At 60.5% G+C, this 25,312-nt stretch carries 18 protein-coding genes and 1 tRNA gene; 7 read left to right on the plus strand and 12 right to left on the minus strand.

Annotated elements, in window-relative coordinates; genetic code table 11:
• Nucleotides 1-4 precede the first annotated feature (4 nt).
• On the plus strand, nt 5-1,822 hold the full coding sequence (gene typA / locus B5M07_RS09620) for a translational GTPase TypA (protein ID WP_067931183.1): 1,818 nt from the start codon (nt 5-7) through the stop codon (nt 1,820-1,822).
• An 85-nt stretch (nt 1,823-1,907) separates the two neighbouring features.
• Here the strand turns inward: typA and B5M07_RS09625 are convergent, their stop codons facing one another.
• From B5M07_RS09625 to recA, 4 genes are all read right to left on the minus strand, one after another.
• Complete coding sequence (locus B5M07_RS09625) at nt 1,908-2,633, minus strand: phosphatase PAP2 family protein (RefSeq protein ID WP_120351140.1); 726 nt, start codon at nt 2,631-2,633, stop codon at nt 1,908-1,910.
• An 82-nt stretch (nt 2,634-2,715) separates the two neighbouring features.
• Nucleotides 2,716-3,003, minus strand: a complete 288-nt coding sequence (locus B5M07_RS09630; protein ID WP_120351141.1) for a DUF1330 domain-containing protein — start codon at nt 3,001-3,003, stop codon at nt 2,716-2,718.
• 5 nt (nt 3,004-3,008) lie between these two features.
• Entirely contained in the window at nt 3,009-5,666 is a 2,658-nt protein-coding gene (gene alaS, locus B5M07_RS09635) for an alanine--tRNA ligase (RefSeq protein ID WP_120351142.1), read from the minus strand.
• 138 nt (nt 5,667-5,804) lie between these two features.
• Nucleotides 5,805-6,875 carry a recombinase RecA gene (recA, locus tag B5M07_RS09640; protein ID WP_120351143.1) on the minus strand — a complete coding sequence of 357 codons (1,071 nt, stop codon included), beginning with the start codon at nt 6,873-6,875 and terminating at the stop codon, nt 5,805-5,807.
• A gap of 203 nt (nt 6,876-7,078) precedes the next feature.
• On the opposite strand from recA, the gene B5M07_RS09645 reads away from it, so the two are divergent.
• Nucleotides 7,079-7,672, plus strand: a complete 594-nt coding sequence (locus tag B5M07_RS09645) for a gamma-glutamyl kinase (RefSeq protein ID WP_120351144.1) — start codon at nt 7,079-7,081, stop codon at nt 7,670-7,672.
• 13 nt (nt 7,673-7,685) lie between these two features.
• Here the strand turns inward: B5M07_RS09645 and B5M07_RS09650 are convergent, their stop codons facing one another.
• From B5M07_RS09650 to guaB, 3 genes are all read right to left on the minus strand, one after another.
• Nucleotides 7,686-9,920: an ATP-binding protein gene (locus tag B5M07_RS09650; RefSeq protein WP_441351410.1), complete on the minus strand. Its 2,235-nt coding sequence runs from the start codon at nt 9,918-9,920 to the stop codon at nt 7,686-7,688.
• A gap of 175 nt (nt 9,921-10,095) precedes the next feature.
• On the minus strand, nt 10,096-11,256 hold the full coding sequence (locus tag B5M07_RS09655) for an RsmB/NOP family class I SAM-dependent RNA methyltransferase (protein ID WP_120351146.1): 1,161 nt from the start codon (nt 11,254-11,256) through the stop codon (nt 10,096-10,098).
• Between the two features lie 49 nt (nt 11,257-11,305).
• A complete protein-coding gene (guaB, locus tag B5M07_RS09660) occupies nt 11,306-12,754 on the minus strand; it encodes an IMP dehydrogenase (RefSeq protein WP_067627770.1) in 1,449 nt (482 codons plus the stop codon).
• 191 nt (nt 12,755-12,945) lie between these two features.
• Between guaB and B5M07_RS09665 the strand changes: the two genes are divergently transcribed.
• From B5M07_RS09665 to B5M07_RS09680, 4 genes are all read left to right on the plus strand, one after another.
• Nucleotides 12,946-15,006, plus strand: a complete 2,061-nt coding sequence (locus B5M07_RS09665) for an ASKHA domain-containing protein (RefSeq protein WP_120351147.1) — start codon at nt 12,946-12,948, stop codon at nt 15,004-15,006.
• A complete protein-coding gene (locus B5M07_RS09670; RefSeq protein WP_120351148.1) occupies nt 15,006-15,851 on the plus strand; it encodes a class I SAM-dependent methyltransferase in 846 nt (281 codons plus the stop codon). Before B5M07_RS09665 ends, B5M07_RS09670 begins: the two co-directional genes overlap by 1 nt.
• A 41-nt stretch (nt 15,852-15,892) precedes the next feature.
• Nucleotides 15,893-15,966: transfer RNA gene (locus tag B5M07_RS09675), tRNA-Gly, on the plus strand.
• 196 nt (nt 15,967-16,162) lie between these two features.
• Nucleotides 16,163-18,214: an ATP-binding protein gene (locus tag B5M07_RS09680; protein ID WP_120352209.1), complete on the plus strand. Its 2,052-nt coding sequence runs from the start codon at nt 16,163-16,165 to the stop codon at nt 18,212-18,214.
• A 53-nt stretch (nt 18,215-18,267) separates the two neighbouring features.
• Here the strand turns inward: B5M07_RS09680 and B5M07_RS09685 are convergent, their stop codons facing one another.
• From B5M07_RS09685 to zwf, 4 genes are all read right to left on the minus strand, one after another.
• The gene (locus tag B5M07_RS09685; protein ID WP_120351149.1) at nt 18,268-19,896 is read right to left on the minus strand and encodes a long-chain fatty acid--CoA ligase; all 1,629 of its coding nucleotides are present in this window, start codon (nt 19,894-19,896) and stop codon (nt 18,268-18,270) included.
• Nucleotides 19,897-20,057: 161 nt separating this feature from the next.
• Nucleotides 20,058-21,650, minus strand: coding sequence for a glucose-6-phosphate isomerase (gene pgi, locus B5M07_RS09690; RefSeq protein WP_205570855.1), 1,593 nt, complete (start codon nt 21,648-21,650; stop codon nt 20,058-20,060).
• A complete protein-coding gene (gene pgl, locus B5M07_RS09695) occupies nt 21,647-22,318 on the minus strand; it encodes a 6-phosphogluconolactonase (RefSeq protein WP_120351151.1) in 672 nt (223 codons plus the stop codon). The genes pgi and pgl overlap by 4 nt, the downstream gene beginning before the upstream one ends.
• On the minus strand, nt 22,315-23,778 hold the full coding sequence (gene zwf, locus B5M07_RS09700; RefSeq protein ID WP_120351152.1) for a glucose-6-phosphate dehydrogenase: 1,464 nt from the start codon (nt 23,776-23,778) through the stop codon (nt 22,315-22,317). Before zwf ends, pgl begins: the two co-directional genes overlap by 4 nt.
• Nucleotides 23,779-23,938: 160 nt before the next feature.
• Between zwf and B5M07_RS09705 the strand changes: the two genes are divergently transcribed.
• Complete coding sequence (locus tag B5M07_RS09705; RefSeq protein WP_120351153.1) at nt 23,939-24,886, plus strand: radical SAM protein; 948 nt, start codon at nt 23,939-23,941, stop codon at nt 24,884-24,886.
• A 32-nt stretch (nt 24,887-24,918) separates the two neighbouring features.
• Here the strand turns inward: B5M07_RS09705 and B5M07_RS09710 are convergent, their stop codons facing one another.
• Nucleotides 24,919-25,188 (minus strand): usg protein, encoded by a 270-nt coding sequence (locus B5M07_RS09710; RefSeq protein ID WP_120351154.1) that lies wholly within the window; start codon nt 25,186-25,188, stop codon nt 24,919-24,921.
• Between the last annotated feature and the right edge of the window lie 124 nt (nt 25,189-25,312).

A 25,312-nucleotide genomic window follows, 5' to 3' on the forward strand; every position in this document is an offset into this window, starting at 1 on the left:
CTTAATGGACCTGCGCAACATCGCAATCATCGCTCACGTCGACCACGGCAAAACGACGCTGGTAGACGAGCTTCTGAAACAATCCGGCACCTACCGCGAAAACCAGGCGACCACCGAACGCGCCATGGACAGCAACGATCTGGAGCGCGAGCGCGGCATCACCATTTTCGCCAAGCCGACCTCGGTCGTGTGGAACAACACCCGCATCAACATCGTCGACACCCCCGGCCACGCCGACTTTGGCGGCGAAGTCGAGCGTATTCTGTCGATGGTTGACGGTGTGGTCCTGCTGGTCGACGCCGCCGAAGGCCCGATGCCACAGACCAAATTCGTGACCTCCAAAGCGCTGAAACTGGGCCTGCGCCCGATCGTTGTGCTGAACAAAGTTGACAAGCCCGATGCCGAGCCTGACCGCGCGCTTGACGAATGCTTTGACCTTTTCGCCAGCTTGGATGCCACCGACGAGCAGCTTGAATTCCCGCATATGTATGCCTCGGGCCGTTCCGGCTGGGCGGATGCCGAACTCGACGGGCCGCGCAAAGACCTGAACGCGCTGTTTGATCTGATCCTTGAGCATGTCCCTGCCCCCAAGCAGATCGAGAACGCCGACAAACCCTTCACCATGCTGGCCACCACGCTTGGCGGTGACCCCTTCCTGGGCCGATTGCTGACCGGCCGTGTGGAAACCGGCACGTTGAAAGCTGGCCAGACACTCAAAGCCATGTCGCGTGATGGCACCCTGATCGAGAACTTCCGCTGCACCAAAATCCTCGCCTTCCGCGGGCTGGAGCAGACCGCCATCGACGTGGCCGAAGCCGGTGACATCGTCTCTATCGCGGGCATGACCAAGGCGACCGTGGCCGACACGCTGGCCGATGCCTCCGTGAACGAGGCGATCCCCGCCCAGCCGATCGACCCGCCGACCATCACAGTGACCTTTGGCATCAACGACAGCCCACTGGCGGGCCGTGACGGCAAAAAAGTGCAGTCGCGCGTGATCCGTGAGCGCCTGATGAAGGAAGCCGAATCCAACGTCGCGATCAAAATTTCGGACACACCGGGCGGCGACGCCTTTGAAGTGGCCGGTCGTGGCGAATTGCAGATGGGCGTTCTGATCGAAAACATGCGCCGCGAAGGTTTTGAGCTTTCGATCTCTCGCCCGCAGGTTCTCTTCCAAGAGATCGACGGCGTCCGCCATGAGCCCATCGAAGAAGCCACCATCGACGTGGATGACGAATACTCCGGCGCGGTCATCGAAAAGATCACCGGCACCCGCAAGGGTGAACTGGTCGAGATGAAACCAGCCGGTGCGGGCAAGACCCGCATCATCGCCCATGTCCCCTCGCGCGGGCTGATCGGCTACCACGGCGAATTCCTGACCGACACGCGCGGCACGGGCGTCATCAACCGCGTCTTCCACTCTTGGGCACCGCACAAAGGCACGATTCCGGGCCGTCGCGCGGGCGTTCTGATCTCCATGGAAAACGGCTCCTCGGTCGCTTTCGCCCTGTGGAACCTCGAAGAGCGTGGCAAGATGATGATCGGCGCACAGGCTGACGTTTACACCGGCATGATCATCGGTGAGCACAGCCGCGAAAACGATCTTGAAGTGAACCCGCTGAAGGGCAAAAAGCTAACCAACGTGCGCGCCTCAGGCACCGACGAAGCGGTACGTTTGACCACGCCGATGACGCTGAGCCTTGAAGAAGCCATCGCCTATATCGACGACGATGAGCTTGTTGAAGTGACACCGAACGCGGTCCGCCTGCGCAAGCGTTACCTCGACCCGCATGAGCGCAAGCGCATGGCGAAAGCCAGCTAAGCCACGACTTTTACAAAATAAAAAAGGCAGCGCATCCCAGGATGCGCTGCCGTTTTCACATCTGACGCCGGAAAAGCCGCAGGCCTTACCGATCGCTTTCCTCTCTGTCGATATGCCCGCGTTTCGCCAGACTGAGCGCGGCCAAAAGGCAAAGGATGGCCCAAGCCCCCCCCCCAAGCCAGCCAGCCGCCACATCCGTTGGCCAATGCACCCCCATATAGACACGGCTGATCCCAACGAGCAGCGTGAGCAAGACGGCAACCGCCAGCGTATAGACCTTGAGTACCCGGCGCGTCTGCGCTCGCGCCACCATCGCCCCTAGCGTGAGGTAAGCGACAGCCGCCATCATCGAATGCCCCGAAGGAAAGCTCGCCGTGTGGACCAATGACCCATGCGGCACAAGGTCGGGGCGCGGCCGGTCAAAGAACTCCTTGGCGATACTGCTCAAGACGATCCCCCCGCCAACAGTCGCAAAGATGTAGAGCGCGGTAGACCACCGCCGCTGCAACAAGAAAAAGAGCGAGACCACAACGGTCGTCAGCACCAACACTGCAACACCGCCCAAGGCTGTCAGGTCACGCCCGATCTCTTCCACCCACCACGGGCCGATGGGATCCGACAGATCGCCCGGCGTGCGCAGGAACAATAGGATGTCACGGTCAAGATTGCTGGTGCTGCCTGCCACGACCTCTTCGGTGAGTTCGGCCAAGGTCCAGACGGCGATGACCGAAAGGCCCATCAGGGCCAAAGTGGTCACCTCCACGTGGCTGCGGCACCATTGGGCGAAAGCGGATAGTCGGTTGAGGTTCATATGGGTCAACCGCCGTTCGGGGCGAAGGTTCCCCCATCAACGCAAGACGCCCCACCTGCTATTCAGGCGGGGCGCTTTCCAATCATTCCTCGGTTTCGACGATCATCAATTCGCGTTCGGACGCACCGCGCGCATGGCTCAACGCAGCCTGATAAGCTTCAGAATGGTAACATTTTTCCGCTGTTTCAACATCGGGGAAACGCGCCACGACATTGCGCGGCCGTTCCTTGCCCTCAAGCTGAACGAAACGCCCGCCCCGCGCGATGAACTTGCCGCCATGGGCCGCAATGGCCTCAGTGGCGCTGGCGGCGTATTTCTTATATGCCTCTTCGTCGGTGACGGTGACATGTGCAATCCAGAGTGCGCCCATGGGCCTTATCCTTTCAAGATGTTTTCAGCCGCGGCAATCGCCGCTTCTGCATTCTCTGCCGAGGCACCACCGCCCTGAGCCATGTCGGGCCGACCACCGCCGCCCTTACCGCCCAATTCGGACACCGCCGCTTTGACCATGTCGACTGCCGAAACACGATCTGTCAAATCCTGTGTCACGCCGCCCGCGACCGCGGCCTTGCCCCCGGTATCGGCGATCAGCAGAACCGCGCCAGAGCCCAGCTTGGCCTTATGCTCATCCACCAGACCGGGCAGGTCTTTGCCTGTGATACCGCTGAGGACTTGGCCAATGAATTTGACGCCATTCACCTCACGCGCTTCGGGTGCGGCCGCACCGCCGCCCGACATCGCCAATTCGCGCCGCAGCTGCGCCACTTCGTTGGACAGGCTCCGGCGTTCGTCAAGCAGGGCGCGCACCCGTTCGGGCACGTCGCTGGTCGCTGTTTTCAACTCTGCCGCAACCCGGCTCAGCGCCGCTTCTTGCTCCCGCAGCCAAGCCAGAGCTTCGGTCCCGGTCAGCGCCTCGATCCGGCGCACCCCCGCGCTGCTGGCACTGTCCCCCAGCAGAACAAAAGCGCCAATATCCCCAGTCTGACGCACATGGGTACCGCCGCAAAGCTCAAGGGAATAGGTCGATTTGTCGCTTCCCTTGCCGGAACCTTCCAATTGACCCATCGAGACGACACGCACCTCATCACCATATTTCTCACCAAAAAGCGCCTGCGCCCCCATGGCCCGCGCGTCATCCGGCGTCATGATCCGCGTCTCCACCGGCGTGTTCTGGCGGATATAGTCATTCACCTCGCGCTCGACTTGGGTCAATTCCTCCTGCGACAGCCCCTTGGCATGCGAGAAATCAAACCGCAGACGGTCATGCGCGTTAAGCGAACCACGCTGCGACACATGATCCCCAAGCGCGTTGCGCAGCGCCTCATGCAGCAAGTGCGTGGCCGAATGGTTGGCCCGGATGGCACTGCGCCGCAAACGATCGACCTCAAGAACAGCCGTTTGACCCGGTTTGACCTCGCCTTCGACCACATGGCCGAAATGCACAAAGACACCTGCAGATTTGCGTGTGTCGGTCACATTCACGATACCGGTTTGCGTGCGGATCACCCCGGTGTCGCCGACCTGCCCGCCGCTTTCCGCATAAAACGGCGTCTGGTTCAGCGCGACCTGCACATCACTGCCCACAGCGGCAGCATCCACCTGATCACTGCCTTGCACCAAGGCCACGATCTGCCCCTCGGCGCTTTCGGTGTCATAGCCTAAAAACTCGGTCACGCCGCTTTTGTCGGCCACGTCGAACCAGACGGTGGCATCCGCAGCCTCACCCGACCCAGCCCAAGCCGCACGGGCTTTCGCTTTCTGCGCCGCCATTGCGGTGTCGAACCCGTCGGTATCCACCGCGCGCCCTTTTTCGCGCAGCGCATCCTGCGTTAGATCAAGCGGGAAACCGTAGGTATCATAAAGCTTAAACGCCGCCTCCCCCGGCAGTGTGGCCCCCTCAGGCAGTCCACTCAATTCATCATCCAGCAGCTTCAAACCGCGATCAAGCGTCTGGCGGAAACGGGTTTCCTCCAGCAACAACGTCTCACGGATGAGCGATTGTGCCTGACCCAATTCAGGGTAAGCCGCGCCCATCTGCTGCACCAATGATGGTACCAGTTGATGCATTAAAGGGTCCTTAACGCCGAGCAAATGCGCGTGGCGCATCGCGCGTCGCATAATCCGACGTAGCACATAGCCCCGGCCCTCGTTCGAAGGCATCACCCCATCCGCAATCAGGAAAGAGGTCGACCGCAAATGGTCGGCAATCACCCGGTGATGGGTCTTTCCTGGCCCATCGGGATCGGTCGAAGACGCATGTGCGCTGGCCTCAATCAGGTTGCGCATCAAGTCCGTGGCATAGTTGTCATTCGTGCCTTGCAACAGCGCCGCCACCCGCTCGATCCCCATGCCGGTATCGATCGACTGGTTGGGCAGCGGCTGGCGCGTCCCATCTTCGAACTGCTCGTATTGCATGAAAACGAGGTTCCAGATCTCAACGAAACGGTCCCCGTCTTCTTCGGGCGATCCCGGAGGACCGCCCCAGATGTGGTCCCCGTGATCGTAGAAAATCTCGGTGCAGGGTCCGCAGGGGCCTGTTGGACCAGCGGACCAGAAGTTATCATCCGTCGCGATGCGAATGATGCGTTCATCCGGCAGGCCAGTGTGCGCCTTCCAAATTTTAACCGCTTCTTCATCCGTATGGTACACCGTGACCAAAAGCCGGTTCGGGTCGATGCCGAACTCTTTGGTCAATAGGTCCCAAGCAAAGGGGATCGCCTCGGCCTTAAAGTAGTCGCCAAAGCTGAAGTTGCCCAGCATCTCGAAAAACGTGTGGTGCCGCGCGGTATAGCCCACGTTGTCGAGGTCATTGTGCTTGCCGCCCGCCCGCACACATTTCTGCGCCGACGTAGCGCGGCTGTATTCGCGTGTTTCCACCCCGGTAAAAAGGTTCTTAAACTGCACCATACCGGCAGCGGTGAACATCAGTGTCGGGTCGTTGCGCGGCACCAGCGGGCTGGAGGGCACGATCTGATGCCCCTGCGCATCGAAATAATTCAGAAAAGTTGAGCGAATTTCATTCAGCGTCTTCATGGGCGAGGCCTTCCGGGGCAGATTTGATCGATCCCAAATACCCCTCAGCCTCGGCGCTGTCCACCGTTCCTGCCCATGAAAAAGGGGCGCAGCCCAAGGCCACGCCCCCGTTGCAGTGTCTTAATACCCAAAGCGTGTTTACGCTTCGAGAATATCCGCGTCATCGCCGCCGGACCCTTCGAAGTCCAATCCATGGGCTGCGCGGATCTTATCCTCAATCTCCGACGCCATAGCGGTGTTTTGCTTCAGGAAGTTCTTCGCGTTCTCGCGCCCCTGCCCGATCCGCTCATCCCCATAGCTGAACCATGAGCCCGATTTATCGACCACGCCAGCTTTGACGCCAAGATCAAGCAACTCGCCCATCTTGGAGATGCCTTCGCCATACATGATGTCGAACTCGACCTGCTTGAACGGCGGCGCGACTTTGTTTTTAACGATCTTCACCTTTGTCGCGTTGCCGACAACCTCATCACGGTCTTTCAGCGCGCCGATGCGGCGAATGTCGAGCCGGACAGAGGAGTAGAATTTCAGCGCGTTACCGCCCGTTGTAGTCTCGGGTGACCCGAACATAACGCCGATTTTCATCCGAATTTGGTTAATGAAAATGACCATACAGTTCGACCGGCTGATTGAGCCCGTCAGCTTACGCATGGCTTGAGACATCAAACGGGCCTGAACCCCTACGCTGCTGTCGCCCATCTCACCTTCAAGCTCGGACTTCGGCGTCAGAGCCGCGACTGAGTCGACGATAACCATGTTGACCGCGCCAGATCGCACAAGAGTGTCGGTGATCTCCAAGGCTTGTTCGCCCGTGTCGGGCTGCGAAATAAGCAACTCGTCAATGTCCACGCCAAGCTTTTTCGCATACTGCGGATCAAGCGCGTGTTCCGCATCGACAAAGGCGCAGACGCCGCCAGCTTTCTGCTGCTCCGCGACGCAGTGCAGGGTCAAAGTTGTCTTACCCGAGGATTCCGGGCCATAAATTTCAATGATACGCCCCATCGGCAGACCGCCAATGCCAAGCGCGATATCAAGGCCCAGCGAGCCTGTGGAGCTGGCTTTGATGTCCTGGATCGCCCCTTCGGCGCCCAGCTTCATGATCGACCCTTTGCCGAACTGACGTTCGATCTGGGCCAGCGCGCTGTCGAGCGCCTTTTGCTTTTCTGCGGTTTTCTTGCTGTCCATTGTCAAAAGATCTGCCGTTGCCATTAGGTTCATCCCTTAGTGTCACAGTGGCGCACCGGCGGCAATCGCCTGCACGCTGTGTCGCTTATGTTCTTCTAATGTTCCATATGAGGGTAAATGAAGAACATTTCAATGATTTTGTTTGTCCTTTAAGTTTTCTAGGGAATGGTAAAGAAATGGTTTACCCGACATAGATGTGACCATGTGCAGCTTGGGATAAGACGCGAGTGATTGTTTTTTTCAAAGAACGGCTGGCCTTTCTGTCAGTGCCCAAAACCGGAACCACCGCCTATGAAAAGGCGCTCGCGCCCCGCGCGGACATGGTGATCTCCGATCCCCCTATGCTGAAACACGCGCCCGTCTATCGGTATAATCGGTTTGTTCGACCGATGTTCCTTAAAGTCTGCGATGCCGAGCTTGAACTTATGGCCGTCATGCGCGAGCCGATTTCTTGGCTTGGCAGTTGGTACCGCTATCGGCGGCGCCCTTTCATGGAGGGTAGGCCCAACAACACCTTTGGGGTTACTTTTGACGAATTTGTGCTCGCCTATATGAAAGGCGACAAGCCGGGTTTTGCCGATGTTGGAAGCCAGTTGAAGTTTATGGAGACCCAACCGAACGGCACCGGCATCACCCACCACTTCCGCTATGAAGATCAGGCCCGGCTGCGTAGTTTTTTGGAAGAGCGGCTCGACGTGACTCTGTCCTTGGGGCAAGAAAATGTATCGCCCAAGATGGAATTGGCGCTTTCCCCAAACGTCGAAAAACGCTTTCGCCGGAAATTCGCGGCGGAACTTGAGCTTTACGAGTCGATCCCTTAGCCCTGCCCCCAGCTTAGTGTAACTGGTTATGTACCGTATTGGTCAGATCGGTCAGGGAGAAGGGTTTGGGCAAAAAAACCGAGTTGGGAATTTTCGACTGTTCCTGCCCGAAATTGTCCTCTGCATAGCCAGAAACGAAAACGACCCGCACGTCCGGTCGTTGTTTCAAAGCTTGGCGCACCCAGCTTGGCCCGTCCATGCCGGGCATGACGACATCCGTTACAAAGACGTCGATATCCAGTTCTTGATCTTCGAGCATCTTCAGTGCGGCTTCGGCGGATTCCGCTTCAAGCACCGTGTAGCCGCGCAGGCGTAGGGCACGGCTGGCAAATGCCCGAACCGGCGCTTCATCTTCGACCAGCAGGATTACCCCATCGGAACGCTGCAGTGGGCCCTGATCGGGCTGCGAGGCGGTCTTTCGAGAAACCGTATGCGGCTGCCCCTCAAGCACGGGAAAGTACAGAGTAAAACAAGTTCCACGCCCCAACTCACTGTCGATAAAGATAAACCCGCCCGTCTGTTTGACGATCCCATAGGCGGTGGAGAGGCCAAGGCCGGTCCCCTCGCCTGTGCGTTTGGTAGTGAAAAACGGCTCAAACACTTTTTGCAGCTTATCTTTCGGGATGCCGGTGCCATCGTCGTGGACCTGCACTGTGACATAGCGCCCGGCGGGAACGCTGACCCGGTCCCGCTCGAGTGGTTGGTCGAGTGTTGTCACCTCCGTCAGGATGCGAATTTCACCCCCGGCGGGCATCGCATCGCGGGCATTGACAACGAGGTTCATTAACACCTGCTCCAACTGGCGTTTATCCGCACGGATCGGCGCAAGGACCGGGTCATGGCTTAAGGTTAGCGTTACCTTCTCGCCCACCAGACGGTTCAGCAAATGGGTAAGGTCGGCCAAGGTATCGCGCATGTCCAGCGTTTCGGGCCGGAGGGTTTGTTTGCGGGAGAAGGCGAGGAGCTGCCCCACCAGCGCCGCTGCCCGATTGGCGTTCTGATTAATCTGGACCAGATCGCTGAAATCCGGATCGCCTTGGTCATGGCGCAGCAAGAGGAGGTCGCAATGGCCGGAAATTGCGGTCAGAAGGTTGTTGAAATCATGCGCCACACCGCCGGCTAGCTGACCAATGGCTTGCATTTTTTGGCTCTGCACGAATTGCGCCTCTAGCGATTTCAGTTCGGTCGCGTCTTGTAGCACCGCGATCAGGGCGGCCTCTCCGCCTTCGGATATCCGGTTCAGCGAGACCTGTACGAAAATCTCCTGATCCGTGCGGGTCAGCCTGAGAAATTCGGATTTCTGCACCAATCGCCCTGCGAGACTGTCATTCAACCAGTCTGAGATAGAACGACCCAGCCCCTCCATTAGCTGTGAAAGATGCGCGCCGCGTCGCAGGGAGACGCCGAGCAGTTTGGCCGCCATTCGGTTGAACGCCAATACGGTCCCATCTGGCCCCAGCTTGATCATCGGCACGGGGAGGTCTTGAAAAGTTTCCCATCCCAATTCACTGGCTGAGACACCCCCATCGGGCGGGGGCAAAAGGTAAAGTGCACGGCGGTTGGCACCGGCGTCGACTTCGGCCACCAATACCTGACGGTTGCCTTGCGCGGTGGATATTTCCGTCACGGTTCCCGAGGTCAATGGCAGGGCGTTGAACAGTCGGTCCATGGACTTCACCCGGTCCCCGACGAACATTCGAGCCGCCTCGTTCATGAAAAGGATCGTCCCGCCCCGACCGACCATGACCATCGGCAAGGCCATGCTATCTTGGGTGGCACGGGGTCCCGCGCGGGCTGGTGCCGGTTCGATCCGCCAAAGCAAGCGGTCAGCCGACACATGGTGTACGGATATGCGCACCGGGCCGACGCGGGTGATCACTTCTTCCCGTGCGTTGCCGCTTGCCGTGGCACGGGACTGCAGTCGGTAGAGAAGACCCACGGGGTTGGAGAAATGCGTTCGCAGGGCCTGCGCGAGGGTCTCTCCGCTGCCGTCGCCAAACTGCTTCTGAGCCGCTTCATTGCGGTAAATAACTTGTCGGTCGATCAACGCGATAAAGCTGGGCGTGCCGTCATTTGCGATGAAATCGGCGACCCCGTCGGTGCTGGCTTGGTTCAACGTCCGCGCCCGCAGGCGGAGGGCCATGTAACCAATTGAAATCAAGCCGAGCGTGACCGCCGCTGCGGTAAGGCCAAGCTTCAACGACGCCTCGGCGCTGCGCTGCGCGAGCGCACCGGTGGCCACGGCCATCGCCCCAAGCAGCCATAGCCGCGTGAGCCCGGCCTGCCCGCCAACCCCTGAATCCCCGACGCCCTGCTGCACGCAATTCCCCTAACAACCGAATCATAGGACTATTACGTGCGAGAGAAGTTAAGCAGGCTTTAACCCTAGAGCACTTGCACGCATTGGTTGATTATGGGGAAAACTACTCGCGCGTCAACTGTGCTGAGAAAAAGCCGTCGCCCTCGGCAGTCACGTCATAACGGTCCATCCGGGCGATTTTCCAGCCCGGGTGACGGGCCAAAAATGCCTCAACCCGCGCCTCATTTTCCTCTCGGAAAAGCGAGCATGTGGCATAGGCCAAAACGCCGTTAGGTTGCGTAAGTGCCACTGCGGTATCGAGAATTTGGTCTTGAATGGCAGTCAGTTCAGCCAGCCGGTCGGGGGTCAGGGTCCACTTCCCCTCTGCCGCGCGGCGCCATGCGCCAGACCCCGAACAGGGCGCGTCGCAGAGAACGAGGTCATAGGGCGCGCCAGCTTCGGCTTTTTCGGTATCGGCCAGGGAAATCTCAACACCCGCGCGCGCGGCGCGGGGGGAAAGGTCGCTCATCCGACGCGGGTCGATGTCATGGGCCGTGATCTCGCGCGTGGCGTCCATGGCCAGAGCCAAGGCCTTGCCACCGCCCCCGGCGCAGTAGTCCAGTACCCGCCCCCCCAGCGGCAGGGCGGCCACGACTGCTTGGCTCGCCGCGTCCTGCAATTCCACGTAGCCATCTGCAAAGGCGGAGGAATTTCGGATCCGGCGTTGCCCCTCAATTACGGTTAGCGCGGCATCGGCAAGCGGGTTGGCTCGGGTTTGAACGCCCTCCTCCGCCAGCAATTCCTGCGCGGCAGGCACCGCGATCCGCGCCGTGTTGACCCGCAGACAGATCGGCCCGCGTTCCTGAAGCGCCATGGCTGCGGCATCCGCCTTTTCCCCGAGCGCCGCGTCGAACAAGGGCAGCAGCCAATCGGGCAGGTTCAACCTTGTGGCGCGGTCTTCGGGCGCTTGTGGGAAAGCACGTTCCGCGTCGCTCAACGGCGTGGGCGCGTGCCCCTCGCCCGTGAACAGCGCCTCAAGATCAGCCCCTTGCCCGTGCAGCACACCGATCATCAGGGCACGGCCCGTATCCCCGCCGCCGTAATGGGCCGCCGTCCGTTTCTGGCGCAGCACGTCAAAGACATGATCCCGCACGGCGGCCCGGTCTTTGGAGCCTGCAAAACGGCTTTGCCGCGCCCAACGGGTCAGCGCCTGTTCGGCGGCCAGCCCCCCGGCGATCGCATCCAAAACTTCTATCGCAGCCGATACGCGCGCGCCCGGGGTCATGGCATCTTCCTTAGGTAAAGAACGGCTTTTAAGCCGTTGCTTTTATGGGTTAACCGATACGGTAGTTCGGGCTTTCGCGGGTGATCTGCACGTCATGCACGTGGCTTTCCTTCAGCCCCGCGCCGGTGATCTTCACAAAGCTACAGTTGCGGCGCATCTCACCAACCGTGGCGCATCCGGTATAGCCCATCGCCGCGCGCAAACCGCCCACAAGCTGGTGGAGCACATTGCCCGCGCTGCCTTTGTAGGGCACCTGACCTTCGATACCCTCGGGCACCAGTTTGTCAGAGGCGGCATCTTTTTGGAAATACCGGTCCGCCGAGCCGCGCGCCATGGCGCCCATGCTGCCCATGCCACGGTAGCTTTTGAAGCTACGGCCTTGATAAAGAACGACTTCACCGGGGCTTTCGTCGGTGCCTGCGATCATGCTTCCGACCATGGCGCAAGAGGCACCAGCGGCAATCGCCTTGGCGAAATCGCCGGAGAACTTGATGCCACCGTCGGCGATGATCGGCACGTCACCGGCGGCGGCCACGCAATCCATAATGGCGGTTAATTGCGGCACGCCCACGCCCGCGACCATCCGCGTGGTGCAGATGGAGCCGGGGCCGATGCCTACTTTCACAGCATCCGCGCCCGCGTCGATCAATGCGCGGGTGGCGGCACCGGTGGCGACGTTGCCCGCGACGACCTGCACATCGCCGAAGTGCTTTTTGGCACGGGTCACCGCATGGGCCACGCCTTCGGAATGGCCATGTGCCGTGTCGATCACGATCATATCGACGCCCGCATCGACCAGCGCCTCAGAACGCTCGAAACCCGCGTCGCCCACGGTGGTCGCCGCAGCCACGCGCAGCCGGCCCAGATCGTCTTTGCAGGCGGTCGGGTTCAGCACGGCCTGTTCGGTGTCGCGCAGGGTCAAAAGCCCGGTGAGCACGCCGCTGGCATCGGTGACCAACAGTTTCTCGATCCGGCGGGATTTCATCAGGCTGATCGCCTCGTCCCGGTCGGCAGGCTCTTGCAAGATCGCCAGCCGCTCGGAGGTCATCATCACCGACACCGGCGTGCGGTCGTCAGAGGCGAAGCGCATGTCACGGTTGGTCACGATGCCCAGCACGCGGCCATTTTCATCCACCACCGGGAAACCCGTCACGCGGTAGCGTTCTTGCAGCGCCTTGGCATCCGCCAACGTCTGGTCGGGGCGCAGGGTGATCGGGTTGTAGACGATGCCGGATTCAAAGCGTTTGACCCGGCGCACTTCGCGGGCCTGCTCTTCGATCGTGAGGTTGCGGTGCACCACCCCCATGCCCCCGGCCTGCGCCAGCGCAATCGCCATACGGCTTTCGGTCACCGTATCCATGGCCGAGCTGAGCAGCGGGATATTGAGCGCGATGCTCTGCGTGACGCGGGTTCTTGTATCTGCGGTAGATGGCAACACAGAAGACGCCGCGGGAACCAGCAGTACGTCATCAAAGGTCAGGGCCTCACGAATCTCCATTTAACACCTCGGGTCTGGATGGGTTCATTTGGCGGTTTCCTATTTCACGGATGGCAGGGATTGGAAAGGCCTATTCCCCCGCGTAAGGCATGAACATGGAATGACGTAGGCGCGGCACGAATTGCCGCCCCGCATCTTTCCCCCGCCGCGCGGAACGCTATGGTGGCGCAAAGAAACAAAGGACGGCCCCGATGAGCAGTGATCCCCTCGTGATTTTCACGCCCTCTGGCAAGAGAGGGCGCTTTCCCAAAGGCACACCGGTGCTGACCGCTGCACGGCAGTTGGGCGTTGACTTGGACTCGGTCTGTGGTGGGCGCGGCATCTGTTCGAAATGTCAGGTCTCGCCCGGCTACGGGCAGTTTTCCAAACATGGCGTTACCGTCGCACCTGACGCGCTGAGCGACTGGAACGCGGTCGAGGAACGCTATGACGAAAAGCGCGGCCTGAAAGAGGGCCGCCGTCTGGGCTGTCAGGCCACGGTGCAGGGCGACGTGGTGATTGACGTGCCGCCAGAGAGCCAAGTGCACAAACAGGTCGTGCGCAAACGCGCCGAGGCGCGGGAGATCGTGCTGAACCCATCGGTAAAACTGTTCTACGTCGAGGTGACAGAGCCCGACATGCACGAACCCTCGGGCGATCTGGAGCGCCTGCGCACCGCGCTGGCCGAACAGTGGGAACTGGAGAAAGTCACCGCCGATTTGCACATACTGCAAATGATGCAGCCGGTCCTGCGCAAGGGCGCGTGGAAGGTGACCGTCGCCGTGCATCTGGGCGATCAAGAGAACGCGGCCCGGATCATGAACATTTGGCCGGGATATTATGAAGGAACGGTCTACGGGCTGGCGGTCGATCTTGGCTCCACCACCATCGCGGCGCATCTGTGTGATCTGCAATCCGGAGAGGTCATGGCCTCCTCCGGGGTCATGAACCCGCAGATCCGGTTTGGCGAAGACCTGATGAGCCGCGTCAGCTATTCGATGATGAACCCCGACGGCGCGCAGGAGATGACCCGCGCGGTGCGCGAGGGGATGAGCACGCTATTTACCCAGATCGCGACCGAAGGGAATGTCGCGCCGGACCTGATCGTCGATGCGGTCTTTGTCTGCAACCCGGTGATGCACCACCTGCTGCTCGGCATTGACCCCTTTGAGTTGGGCCAAGCGCCCTTCGCGCTGGCGACGTCCGGCGCGCTGCGCCTGCGGGCAGAAGACTTGGATCTGAACATCCACCCCTCCGCCCGCGTCTATCTGCTGCCTTGTATTGCGGGCCATGTGGGCGCAGATGCCGCCGCCGTTGCCCTGTCAGAGGCGCCGGAAAAATCGGATGATTTGATGCTGGTGGTCGATGTGGGCACCAATGCGGAAATCCTGCTGGGCAACAAGGAAAAGGTGTTGGCCTGTTCCTCTCCCACCGGGCCTGCTTTCGAGGGTGCGCAGATCAGCTCGGGCCAACGCGCGGCACCGGGGGCGATTGAGCGGGTCGAGATCGACCCCGAGACAAAAGTGGCGCGGTTCAAGGTGATCGGCTGCGACCTTTGGTCCGATGAGGAAGGCTTTGAAGAGGCCGTCGCGAGCACTGGGATCACCGGCATCTGCGGCTCGGGCATCATCGAGATGGTCGCAGAGATGCGCATTCACGGCATCGTCGACGCGCCGGGGCTGATCGGCAGCGCCGAGCAGACAGGCTCGGCGTCGGTTTTCGCCGATGGGCGCACCAACAGCTATCTGGTCTACGACGGCACCGAAAAGGGCGGCCCAAAGATCACGGTGACCAACCGCGACATCCGCGAAATCCAAATGGCCAAGGCGGCGCTCTACTCCGGGGCCCGTCTGTTGATGGACAAATTCGGCGTCGACAAAGTCGACCGGGTGGTGCTGGCCGGGGCCTTTGGCGCCCATATCAGCCCCAAACACGCGATGGTGCTGGGCATGATCCCCGACGCCCCGCTCGAAAAGGTCACCAGCGCGGGCAATGCCGCAGGCACCGGTGCGCGGATTGCCCTGCTCAACACCGATGCGCGGGCTGAGATTGAGGCGACTGTGCGCGCCATCCACAAGATCGAGACCGCCGTCGAACCACGCTTTCAAGAGCATTTCGTCAATGCTTCTGCCATTCCCAATGCAGTGGAACCCTTCCCCATTCTCAACAGCCTCGTCGCCCTGCCGGACGTGACCTTTAATACCGGCGGCGGCGGCACAGGCGGCGCCGGGGGCGAGCGCGGCGGACGCCGTCGCAGAAGAAAGGCCACGTGATGAGCACGCCCGACAACAACGATCAGGTCGAATTCTGGAGCGCGGCGGCGGGCCGAAAATGGGCCGCGCGGCAGGCGGAGCTGGATATCCTCATGCAGCCGGTGCTTGACGGCGTGCTGGCCCGCGCCGAACTGACGCCGAAGCTGCGCGTGCTGGATATCGGCTGTGGGGCGGGTGCTGGCTGTCTTGCGGCGGCCAATGCGGTGGGCGATGAGGGCGCGGTGCTGGGCGTCGATGTCTCTGCCCCGCTTCTGGACCTCGCGCGGCAGCGTGCCGCCGCCCTGCCCCAAGTGGCCTTTCACCATGGCGACGCGACCGAGCTTGAACTTGAGCCCGCCTACGACCGGCTGATCTCGCGCTTTGGGGTGATGTTCTTTGCGGATCCGGTGCTAAGCTTTACGCGGATGGCCGCGCAACTCAGCCCCGGTGCAAAGCTTAGCTTTGCCGCTTGGGGGCAGATCCCCGAAAATCCTTTCTTTACCCTGCCCGCCCGCGCGGCCCGTGCCACCATCGGTGCCATGCCCAAAAGCGACCCCGACGCGCCCGGCCCTTTTGCCTTTCGTGACCCCGAACGTGTTGTCTCGATCCTCGCGGCAGCGGGCTTTGCCGATATCGCATGCAAGGTGACCCAACTTGACCTCACCCCCGCAGGCACGGTCGATGACCTTGCCCAGCAGATGTGTGACATTGGCCCGGCCAGCGGCGCGATCACCCATTTTGACGCCAACCCCGACCAAGTCGCCGAGTTGCGGCAGACCATTGCCGATGCCCTGCGGCCCTACGCGCAAAACGGCCCCCTGCGCCTGCCCGCCGAAATCAATTTCGTCACCGCGACGAAACCCTGACTTGACCTTCCCCGGCGCGCCGATTATCCCAACCTCAGCGCGCGGGTATGGTGAAAAGGTATCACGGCAGCTTCCCAAGCTTTAGTTACGAGTTCGATTCTCGTTACCCGCTCCACGCTAGTCTCCCCTCCTAAGCCGACCATGGATGATCGCGGCCAAGGCGCGCGAACTTACCTAGGGTCACCCACGAAAAGCCCATTCTGGTCCGAATTTCGCCATGATTGCCCGCAAAAGTAGCAATCAGCAGGGAAGTAACTTACGCGCAAATGGCCCAACGAAGTCAGATGCGCTGGCAGGCAAAGGAAAAAAGCGTGGCAAACGCGTTCAGGGACTACGCAACATCCAAGGCGTATATCATCGTCAATTTCATCGTGCTGTGCTGCGTCGCTGGCATCAGCTATTCGATCGTCAAATTGGATTACGAACAACATATCGCCAGCATCCGTCAGGATGCGCGGCAGACGCTGCATGAAGTCAGCAATCAGGTGCAGCACCAGTTCCAAGAAACCATTCTGGTGACAAAGAACATCGAGAATATTCTGCTGTCCGGCGAAGCCTTCAAAGACAAGAAAATCGAACTTCTGGTCAAAGAGCTGCGGGATCGGAACCCCGGCATTCAGGCCTTCGCCCTCGCCCCTGATCTCAAGATCACCCATAGCTATCCCAAAACCCCGAACGCCGGGGTTATCGGACTGGAATATAAGAACATTCCGACGCAGCTTTCAGGTGTGGCAAACGCCTACCGCCGCCAGAGCCCAACCATCGAAGGGCCGCTGAACCTCGTTCAAGGCGGCAAGGGCTATATCATGCACTACCCGGTGTTCGAGCGCCCCATCGGCCTTGGCGCGCCGCGCTTTTGGGGGGTGATGTCCATCGTGTTCCAGCCTGACCGGCTGTTTGAACTGCATCAAAACCCGCATCAAGCCGCTGACTATATCTATAGCCTGCGCGCCTTCCCGACAGGTGTCATGCCGGACGATATTGCGCCCGCGACCATCGACCCCGCAGCGCCCGTCCGCACCCGGTTCGAGCTTTTGGGCAAGACATGGGAGGCCACGGCAAGCCTTGCCAACGGCCTGCCTCCTTATGCTCCGCAAAGCCCCTACCTCGTGGCTTTCGCTCTGATCGCGACCATCGCACTGATGGCGGGGCTCTGGGCCTTCCGCCGGGTCACGCTGAAAAAGCAAGAGGCCCATGCGCTTTTGGCCGAGGGCATCGGTTCCATCCAAGAGGGTTTCATCGCCTTTGACGAGAAAGAACGCCTGGTCACCGTCAACAGCAAGTTTCTTGAGTATCACCCTGAAATCGCTGACCTTCTGATCCCCGGAAAAACCATCGAGGAGCTTTTGCGCAATTGGGTCGCGCGGCATCAGCACCCCGAAAATGTCGAAGACCGTGAGGCATGGATTGCCAAGCGCCTTGGGCGGTTCCGCAATCCCACCGGCGCCTTTATTCTTGAGGTGTCCGACAACTTCTGGCTCAAAGTCACGGAATCGCGCACGCCGCATGGCTATACCGTGGGCATCTGGACCGATGTGACGGCTGAGAAACGCGCGTTGGACGCGGCCAAGGCGGCAGATCGCGAGAAAACCGAATTCCTCAACAACGTCAGCCATGAGCTGCGCACCCCGCTTACCGTGATCTCGGGCCGGGCGACCTTCTTGCAACATGCCGAGAAACTGCCTCAGGCCCGGCGCTTGCAGACCGCTTTGAACAACAGCGCGAACGCCACGCCCGATATCCGCCACAGCGTGGACGAATTCCAGAACTTCGTCTCGGACCAAGCGGGCGGTATCGCGGGATCGTCCAAACATATGCTGCGTCTCGTCGAAGACCTGCTGGATTGGACCAAAGTCGCGCGCGGCAAGATGGAGCTTGATCTGCAAGAAATCGAAACCAGCGAGATCGCCCGCTCGGTCGCCGATGACCTGCGCCCGGATGCCGAGGCCAAGGGGCTGACGCTTACCTATGAGGATAACGGCACAGCCAGTGCCAACGCCGATCCGGTCCGCCTGCGGCAGATCCTCTACAATCTCATCTCAAACGCGATCAAATTCACCCGCACCGGCAACATCCACCTCAAGATGCATCAGACCGCAGAGGAGATCACCTTTGCCGTGACAGACACGGGCTGCGGCATTTCCGAGGACAATCTCGCACGCGTTTTCCTGCGGTTTCAGCAGGTTGACGGCTCCATGTCACGCGAGAACGGCGGCTTGGGTCTGGGGCTGGCGATTGCCGAGCAACTGGCCACTCTGCATGGCGGCAGCCTGTCATTGGAAAGCAAGATCGACGTGGGCAGCACCTTCCGGCTGACCCTGCCCCGGCCCGTGGCCGACAGCGAGATGCGCCGCTCAGCCTGACGCCAAACGCGGTTAAAAACGCCCCGGCCCAGATCAGACCGGGGCGGCCTACCTCAGCTTTCGCCCTGCATCAACACATCACCGAAACGGTCCCGTAGATCGCGTTTAAGCACTTTGCCGGTCGCATTGCGCGGCAGGGCCTCAGCAAAGACCACGCGATCCGGCACCTGCCATTTGGCGATCTGGTCTTCAAAGACCTTGAGGATATCCGCTTCTGACGGATCGGCCCCTTCGGCCTTTACCGCGATTAGAACCGGGCGCTCATCCCATTTGGGATGGGTCGCACCAATCACGGCGGCATCGGCCAGATCGGGATGGGCGATGGCGATATTCTCTAGCTCGACCGAGCTGATCCATTCGCCGCCCGACTTGATGATGTCCTTGGCCCGGTCTCGGATGGTGATATATCCGTCCTTGTCCATCGTCGCGATATCGCCGGTGTCGAACCAGCCATCGCGCAGGGTGCTGTCGCGGTCGGATTGATAATAGGCGTCCAAAATCCAATGCCCGCGCGTGACCAGCGCACCTTGGGTTTCGCCGTCATGGGGCAGCGGCTTGCCTTCGTCGTCCCAAATCTCAAGCTCAACACCAAAGACCGGGCGGCCTTGGTTCTCGCGCAGTTTATGCTGTGCGTCTTCGGGCAATTCACCATGTTTTGCCAAGGGTTTGTTGACGCTGCCCACCGGCGACATCTCGGTCATGCCCCAAGCGTGGATCGTTTCAACGCCATAGTTTTCGCGGAAGGTCTTGATCATCGACGGTGGACAGGCCGAGCCTCCGACCACCGTGCGCTCAAGGCTCGTGAGCTCGCTGCCCGACTTCTTGGCCGCCGCCAACAGCCCCTGCCAGATCGTCGGCACGCCAAGCGCCAAGGAAACACGGTAGGTGTCGATCAGGCCAACCAGCGACGCCCCATCAAGGTTCGGCCCCGGCAGTACCATCCGCGCGCCGGTCATGGCGCTGGCATAGGGGCAGCCCCAAGCGTTGACGTGGAACATGGGCACCACCGCCATGACGATATCCCGCGCAGAGATGGCAATGCTGTCGGCCATGTTGATGCCGAAGGAATGCAGCACGGTCGAGCGGTGAGAATAGAGCACGCCCTTGGGGTTGCCCGTGGTGCCGGAGGTGTAGCACAGGCTCGACGCGGTGTTCTCATCCAGATTGGGCCAGTCGAAACCGGCATTTCCTGAGGCCACCAACTCGTCGTAGAAGATCAGCCCCGGCAGCGCCTCGGCGGCCTCGGCATCAGGGCCGGACATCAACACGAGATACTTGAGATGCTCCAGCTTGTCGCGGATCGCGGCGACCAGCGGCACGAAGGTCTTGTCGATGAACAGCACCTCATCCGCCGCGTGATTGAGGATGTAGATGAGTTGATCGGCGAAAAGACGGGGGTTGATCGTATGGCAGACAAAGCCCGCGCCGGAGGTGCCAAAGTAGATCTCCAAATGCCGGCGGTTGTTCCACGCGATGGTCCCGCAGCGCGCCTGCGGTGACAGCCCCAAATCGGTCAGGGCCGAGCCCAAGCGCCGCGCGTTCTCGGCCACCTTGCCCCAGTTGGTTTCATCAACCCCGCCCGTGGTCGAAACCGAGATGATCTCCCCCTCGGGGTGGTAGCGTTCGGCATGGGCAATCAAGCTTGAGATCAGCAGCGGCTGCGACATCATTTGGCCAAGCATAATGGGGATCCTCCAATCATTTGCTTTGAGACTGTCCAAAGGTCAGGGCAGTTGCAAGCCTTCCCCTCCGGCAAGTCGAAATCGGCAACGATAGGCAGCAGAATGGCCCGCGCAGGCGGGGTTTGCCTGCGCGGTTTTTCAATCAACTTTGGAAGCAGTTCCTAGCCGCGATACTGGTGGATATAGCCGATCAACCCGGCGGTAGAGCCATCCTTGCCCTCGGCAGAAACCTCTCCTTCGACCAGCGGCTGGAGCGACTTGGCCAATTCCTTGCCCAGTTCCACGCCCCATTGGTCGAAAGAGTTGATGCCAAGGATCACCCCTTCGACAAAGACGCGGTGCTCATAAAGCGCGATGATCTGGCCCAGCGTTAAAGGATCGAGCGTTTCATAGGCCAGCGTGGTCGAGGGCCGATTGCCGGGGAAAACACGGTGGCGGGCTTGGCGCTCAAGCTCATCGCCCGAAAGCCCCGCGTCGCGCATGATGGCCTGCGCTTCTTCCAAAGACCGCCCGCGCATCAGCGCTTCGGATTGGGCGAGGCAATTGGCGATCAACAGGTCATGGTGATGCTGCAAGTCAGGCTCATGCCCCTTGGCCGCGACCAGAAACTCGCAAGGAATCACACGGGTGCCTTGGTGGATCAACTGATAGAAAGCATGCTGCCCATTGGTACCTGCCGCCCCCCAGACCACCGGGCCGGTGTGGCGCGGGCTGTCAGAGCCGTCCATCTGCACGCCCTTGCCGTTCGATTCCATCTCAAGCTGTTGCAGGTAGTCGGGCAGCATCTCAAGGCGTTGATCATAGGGCAGCACCGCACGGGTGGCATGGCCGCAGATTTGGTTGTGCCAGATGCCCACCAGCGCCAGAAGGATCGGCATATTCTCAGCCGGTTCGGCACCGCAGAAATGGCGGTCCATCTCCTGCGCGCCGCGCAGAAAGCTGTCAAAGGCCTTGGGGCCAATGGTGATCATCAGCGAAAGGCCAATGGGCCCCCAGACGGAATAGCGCCCGCCGACCCAATCCTCAAAGCCGAAGACCTGCGCGGGGTCGACCCCAAACTCGGCGGTCTTTTCATCAGCGGTGCTGAGGGCTGCGAATTGCGCAGCCGGGTCACCGCCATGGTCCTGCATCCACGCCCGCGCGGTGCGCGCGTTGGTCATGGTCTCAATGGTGGTAAAGGTCTTGGAAGCGACGATCACCAAGGTCGTCTTGGCATCCAGCCCCCGCAGCGTATCGGCGATATGCGCGCCATCGACGTTGGAGACGAAATGGCAGCGCGGCCCATCGTGATAGGGCGTCAGTGCGCGGGTTGCCATGGCGGGGCCAAGGTCCGAGCCGCCGATGCCGATATTGACCACATCCGTGATGTCGCCGCCGCGCACCTGATCGGCAAAGCTGCGCATCCGCGCCAGCGTGTCGCGGACCTGCGGCATGACATCTTCGCCCGCCACCTCGACCGGCCCGCCATCAAGGTTGCGCAGAGCCGTGTGCAATACTGCGCGGCCTTCGGTTTCATTGATCGGCGCGCCCGCGAACATCGCATCGCGACGCTCAGTGACCTTGGCGTTTTCTACCAGCTGCAACAGCGCCGCGCGGGCACCAGCGTCAATATTGGTCTTTGCGTAGTCAAACAGCATGTGCTGCGTGCGGAGCGAGAAATCCTCGGCGCGGTTCGGGTCATCGAACAGCGCGGTTATCTTGCGGTCCGCCACGGCGTTTTGCCGCTCTTGAAGGTCTTGCCAAATGCTCATCATGCCGCCCAGTAAACTTCAGTTTCATCCAGCACCGCTGCGATCGGCGCCTCATCGGGGGAAAGCCCCTGCGCGCGCTCAAGGGCGGCGCGTTTCTCTTCCCCGAAAATCACGAGATGTTTGTTCAGCGCCCCATCCAAGACATGCGCAGGAAGCGTGACCCGCGCGGTGGGCTGCCCCTCGGGGTAGACCGGGCACAGCAGTGGCGCATCAGCCGCCAAGGCGTCAGGCAGACCGGGGTCGCCGGGGAAAAGCGATGCAGTATGCATGTCATCGCCCATGCCAAGCAGCAGCACAGAGATCGGCATATGGCTGGCCAGACTGGGGGCCACGGCCTCTGCCCCTTCGCCCGGCGACAGACCAGCACGGAAAAAGGGGATGAACCGCGCCGCGGCAGCGCGGTCGTTCAACAAATGCTCGCGCACCAAACGCGCGTTCGACAGCGGATCATGCTCATCGACCCAGCGTTCATCGGTCAGCATCACATCCACGCGCTCCCAATCCAGATCGGTGGCACTGAGCATTTCAAAGATCGGCCCGGGGGTAGAGCCGCCCGGCACCGCGAAAGACACGCGGTCATTGCCCGAAAGCGCCGATTTCAGCTTGCCCGCCAGTTTGTTGGCGACATTCATCACCAGCATTTCGCGGTCCGCATATTCGATGATGTTCATGGGGATACCTTTCGCCATTCACGGCCATCGCGCCGCATCATTTCTGTCGCATCCGTCGGCCCGGCAGAGCCGCTGTCGTAGGGTTTGGGCACGTCGTGACGCGCCTCCCAGCCTTGGATGATCGGATCGGTCCAGGCCCAGGCGGCCTCGACCTCGTCGTCGCGCATGAACAATGTCTGGTTGCCCCGGATCACGTCCATGATAAGCCGCTCATAGGCATCGACCTGATCGCCCCCATCGGGGCCGAGCGCCTCGGCGAATGTCATGTCGAGCGGCACATCAACCAGACGCATGCCCCCCGGGCCCGGTTCCTTGATCGTCACGCCAAGGGTGATGCCTTCGTTCGGTTGCAGGCGGATCGACAGCACATTGCGGTGGCGGCCTGCGTCTTCGGCAAAGATCGAATGGGGCGTGTCCTTGAAAACCACAGTGATTTCGCTGGATCGCGCCACCATGCGTTTGCCGGTGCGCAGATAAAACGGCGTGCCATGCCAGCGCCAATTGCTGATATGGGCCTTGAGCGCCACAAAACTCTCGGTCCGCGAGCGCGGGTTGTCGACGGCGTCGCGGTAGCTTGGCGCCTCTTCTTCATTGCCCTCTTCGGCCTCGTACTGACCGCGAACCAGATGATGCGGCAACACCGGGTCGATCGCGCGGATCACTTTCAGCTTTTCGTCGCGCACCGCATCCGGATCAAACCGCGCGGGCGGCTCCATCGCGATCAGGCACAAAAGCTGCATCAGGTGGTTCTGCACCATGTCCCGCATGGCACCGGATTTGTCGTAGTATTCCCCACGCCCGCCGACGCCAACAGTCTCGGCCACGGTGATTTGGATGTGATCGACATATTGGCGGTTCCACAGAGGCTCGAACAGCATATTGCCGAAACGCACGGCCATGAGGTTTTGCACCGTCTCTTTGCCGAGATAGTGATCGATGCGGTAGATCTGCTGCTCTTTAAAATAGGTGGCCAATGTCGCGTTGAGCGCGCGCGCACTCTCCAGATCGCGGCCAAAGGGTTTTTCGACGACAATCCGACATTCCGCGCCCGCCATGCCCCATTGCTGCAAGCGTTCAGCCAAATCGCCAAAGAGCCCCGGCGCGACGGAGAAATAGTAGACCTCAATCCGGTCTTTCCCGGACATCAACTCCTGTAGCTCACGCCAGCCGGTCTCCCCCCGTGCGTCGATGGCGACGTAATCGAGCTTGGCCAGAAAGGCATCGAGGTTATCGCAGGCGTCTTTGCCCCCAAATTCGCTGATCGCCTCTGACACCATCTCGCGGTAGCCTTCGGCGTCCATTTCGGTGCGCGCGGCACCGATGATCCGCGCCTCTTCGGGCATTTGGCCCGCGCAATAACGGCGGTAGAGACCGGGCAAAATCTTGCGCCGGGCCAGATCTCCGGTGCCGCCAAAGATGACCAGATCGAAAGGGTCGACAGGGATAACACGCGAAACCATTGATCAATCCTTGTCTGTGCGAGATAGCAGAGTTAGCGCAAACATACTTATTTTTACCCAGTTCACAAGACTGTGCGCCCCGCGGCTTGGACTTTTAGGCAGGGTCGCAATAGCTTACCACAACTGGATAGGAACACACGGGATCACGCAAGGACCAATCATGAAAGATACTGCGCAAGCAAACGAGGGCAAGTTCCTGAACCCGGCGGTGACCGCCAAGGGGGAACCGCGCGCCACCGTCGCTCTGCGCGGGGCGGAAACGCTTTGGTTCAACACGGGCACCCTGTGCAATATCGAATGTGTGAACTGCTACATCGCCTCCAGCCCCAAGAATGACGCGCTGGTCTATATCACCGCCGAAGAGGTGCGCGACTACCTCGACCAGATCGTCGAGCGCGACTGGCCGGTGCGCGAAATCGCCTTTACCGGGGGCGAGCCCTTCATGAACCCGCAGATGATCGAGATCACCGAAACCTCACTGGCGCGCGGCTATGAGGTGTTGATCCTCACCAACGCTATGCGCCCGATGATGCGCAAATCGGTGCAAGACGGTCTGTTGCGGCTGCGCGATGCCTTTCCCGGCAAGATGACCTTTCGTATCTCCGTCGATCACTACCGCCGCGATCTGCATGACGCGGAGCGCGGTGAAGGGGCTTTTGACAAGACGCTGCTGGGCATGGAATGGCTGCGCGACAATGGGTTCCGCATGGCCGTGGCCGGGCGCTCGATCTTTGCCGATAGCGATGCCGATAGCCGCGCGGGCTATGCCGCCTTTTACGCAGAGCACGGCTTTGACATCGACGCCCAAGACCCCGGCATGACCGTACTTTTCCCAGAGATGGACGAAACCGTTGAAGTTCCAGAGATTACCACCGCCTGCTGGGGCATCTTGGATATTTCGCCAAATGCGGTGATGTGCTCTTCCTCTCGTATGGTGGTCAAACGCAAAGGCGCTGAGAAGCCTGCCGTGCTGGCCTGCACCCTGCTGCCCTACGACCCGGAGTTCGAGCTTGGCACGACCTTGGCCGAGGCGGAGCGTGATGTGGCATTGAACCACCCGCACTGTGCAAAGTTCTGTGTCTTGGGCGGGGCGAGCTGTTCGGCCTGACGCCCCTGCCCTTTGGATGGCTGCCTTTTGGCTTAATGTAGCGTGAACTCGCCCACTTGGTTCAGCCACTCACCGGGACCGATCAGCTTGCGATGGGTGAAACGGACCGAATGCAGCGGCCCATCTAGTTCCGCGCGCCAGAATTCGACGAATTCGAACAGACGCGGATGGTCTGGCGCGATGTCGTAATCCTGCCAGATATAGCTATTCAGCACATGACTATAGTCGGGCATATGATAAAAGAACTCTGCCGTGGTTAGCCCGTAACCTTTCAGCATCATTTCGGTTTCACTGCGGGGCATGTTGCGCCTCCTTTGCTGCCTCTGTATGACAAGTTTGCGCGGTGAGAATTACTTTTCAATGAAAACAGCATGTTGGCACTTGAGCTAGAGTGCTGCCAGTGCGTTTCGGCCACAGCCATTGCAC

Source organism: Sulfitobacter sp. D7 (genome assembly GCF_003611275.1).
Lineage (GTDB): Bacteria > Pseudomonadota > Alphaproteobacteria > Rhodobacterales > Rhodobacteraceae > Sulfitobacter > Sulfitobacter profundi.

What these genes read in the sequence shown, in the direction of transcription:
- typA (WP_067931183.1), top strand. Translation starts at nt 5, where the DNA reads ATGGACCTGCGCAACATCGCAATCATCGCTCACGTCGACCACGGCAAA.
- B5M07_RS09625 (WP_120351140.1), bottom strand. Translation starts at nt 2,633, where the DNA reads ATGAACCTCAACCGACTATCCGCTTTCGCCCAATGGTGCCGCAGCCAC.
- B5M07_RS09630 (WP_120351141.1), bottom strand. Translation starts at nt 3,003, where the DNA reads ATGGGCGCACTCTGGATTGCACATGTCACCGTCACCGACGAAGAGGCA.
- alaS (WP_120351142.1), bottom strand. Translation starts at nt 5,666, where the DNA reads ATGAAGACGCTGAATGAAATTCGCTCAACTTTTCTGAATTATTTCGAT.
- recA (WP_120351143.1), bottom strand. Translation starts at nt 6,875, where the DNA reads ATGGCAACGGCAGATCTTTTGACAATGGACAGCAAGAAAACCGCAGAA.
- B5M07_RS09650 (WP_441351410.1), bottom strand. Translation starts at nt 9,920, where the DNA reads ATGGCCGTGGCCACCGGTGCGCTCGCGCAGCGCAGCGCCGAGGCGTCG.
- B5M07_RS09655 (WP_120351146.1), bottom strand. Translation starts at nt 11,256, where the DNA reads ATGACCCCGGGCGCGCGCGTATCGGCTGCGATAGAAGTTTTGGATGCG.
- guaB (WP_067627770.1), bottom strand. Translation starts at nt 12,754, where the DNA reads ATGGAGATTCGTGAGGCCCTGACCTTTGATGACGTACTGCTGGTTCCC.
- B5M07_RS09665 (WP_120351147.1), top strand. Translation starts at nt 12,946, where the DNA reads ATGAGCAGTGATCCCCTCGTGATTTTCACGCCCTCTGGCAAGAGAGGG.
- B5M07_RS09670 (WP_120351148.1), top strand. Translation starts at nt 15,006, where the DNA reads ATGAGCACGCCCGACAACAACGATCAGGTCGAATTCTGGAGCGCGGCG.
- B5M07_RS09685 (WP_120351149.1), bottom strand. Translation starts at nt 19,896, where the DNA reads ATGCTTGGCCAAATGATGTCGCAGCCGCTGCTGATCTCAAGCTTGATT.
- pgi (WP_205570855.1), bottom strand. Translation starts at nt 21,650, where the DNA reads ATGATGAGCATTTGGCAAGACCTTCAAGAGCGGCAAAACGCCGTGGCG.
- pgl (WP_120351151.1), bottom strand. Translation starts at nt 22,318, where the DNA reads ATGAACATCATCGAATATGCGGACCGCGAAATGCTGGTGATGAATGTC.
- zwf (WP_120351152.1), bottom strand. Translation starts at nt 23,778, where the DNA reads ATGGTTTCGCGTGTTATCCCTGTCGACCCTTTCGATCTGGTCATCTTT.
- B5M07_RS09705 (WP_120351153.1), top strand. Translation starts at nt 23,939, where the DNA reads ATGAAAGATACTGCGCAAGCAAACGAGGGCAAGTTCCTGAACCCGGCG.
- B5M07_RS09710 (WP_120351154.1), bottom strand. Translation starts at nt 25,188, where the DNA reads ATGCCCCGCAGTGAAACCGAAATGATGCTGAAAGGTTACGGGCTAACC.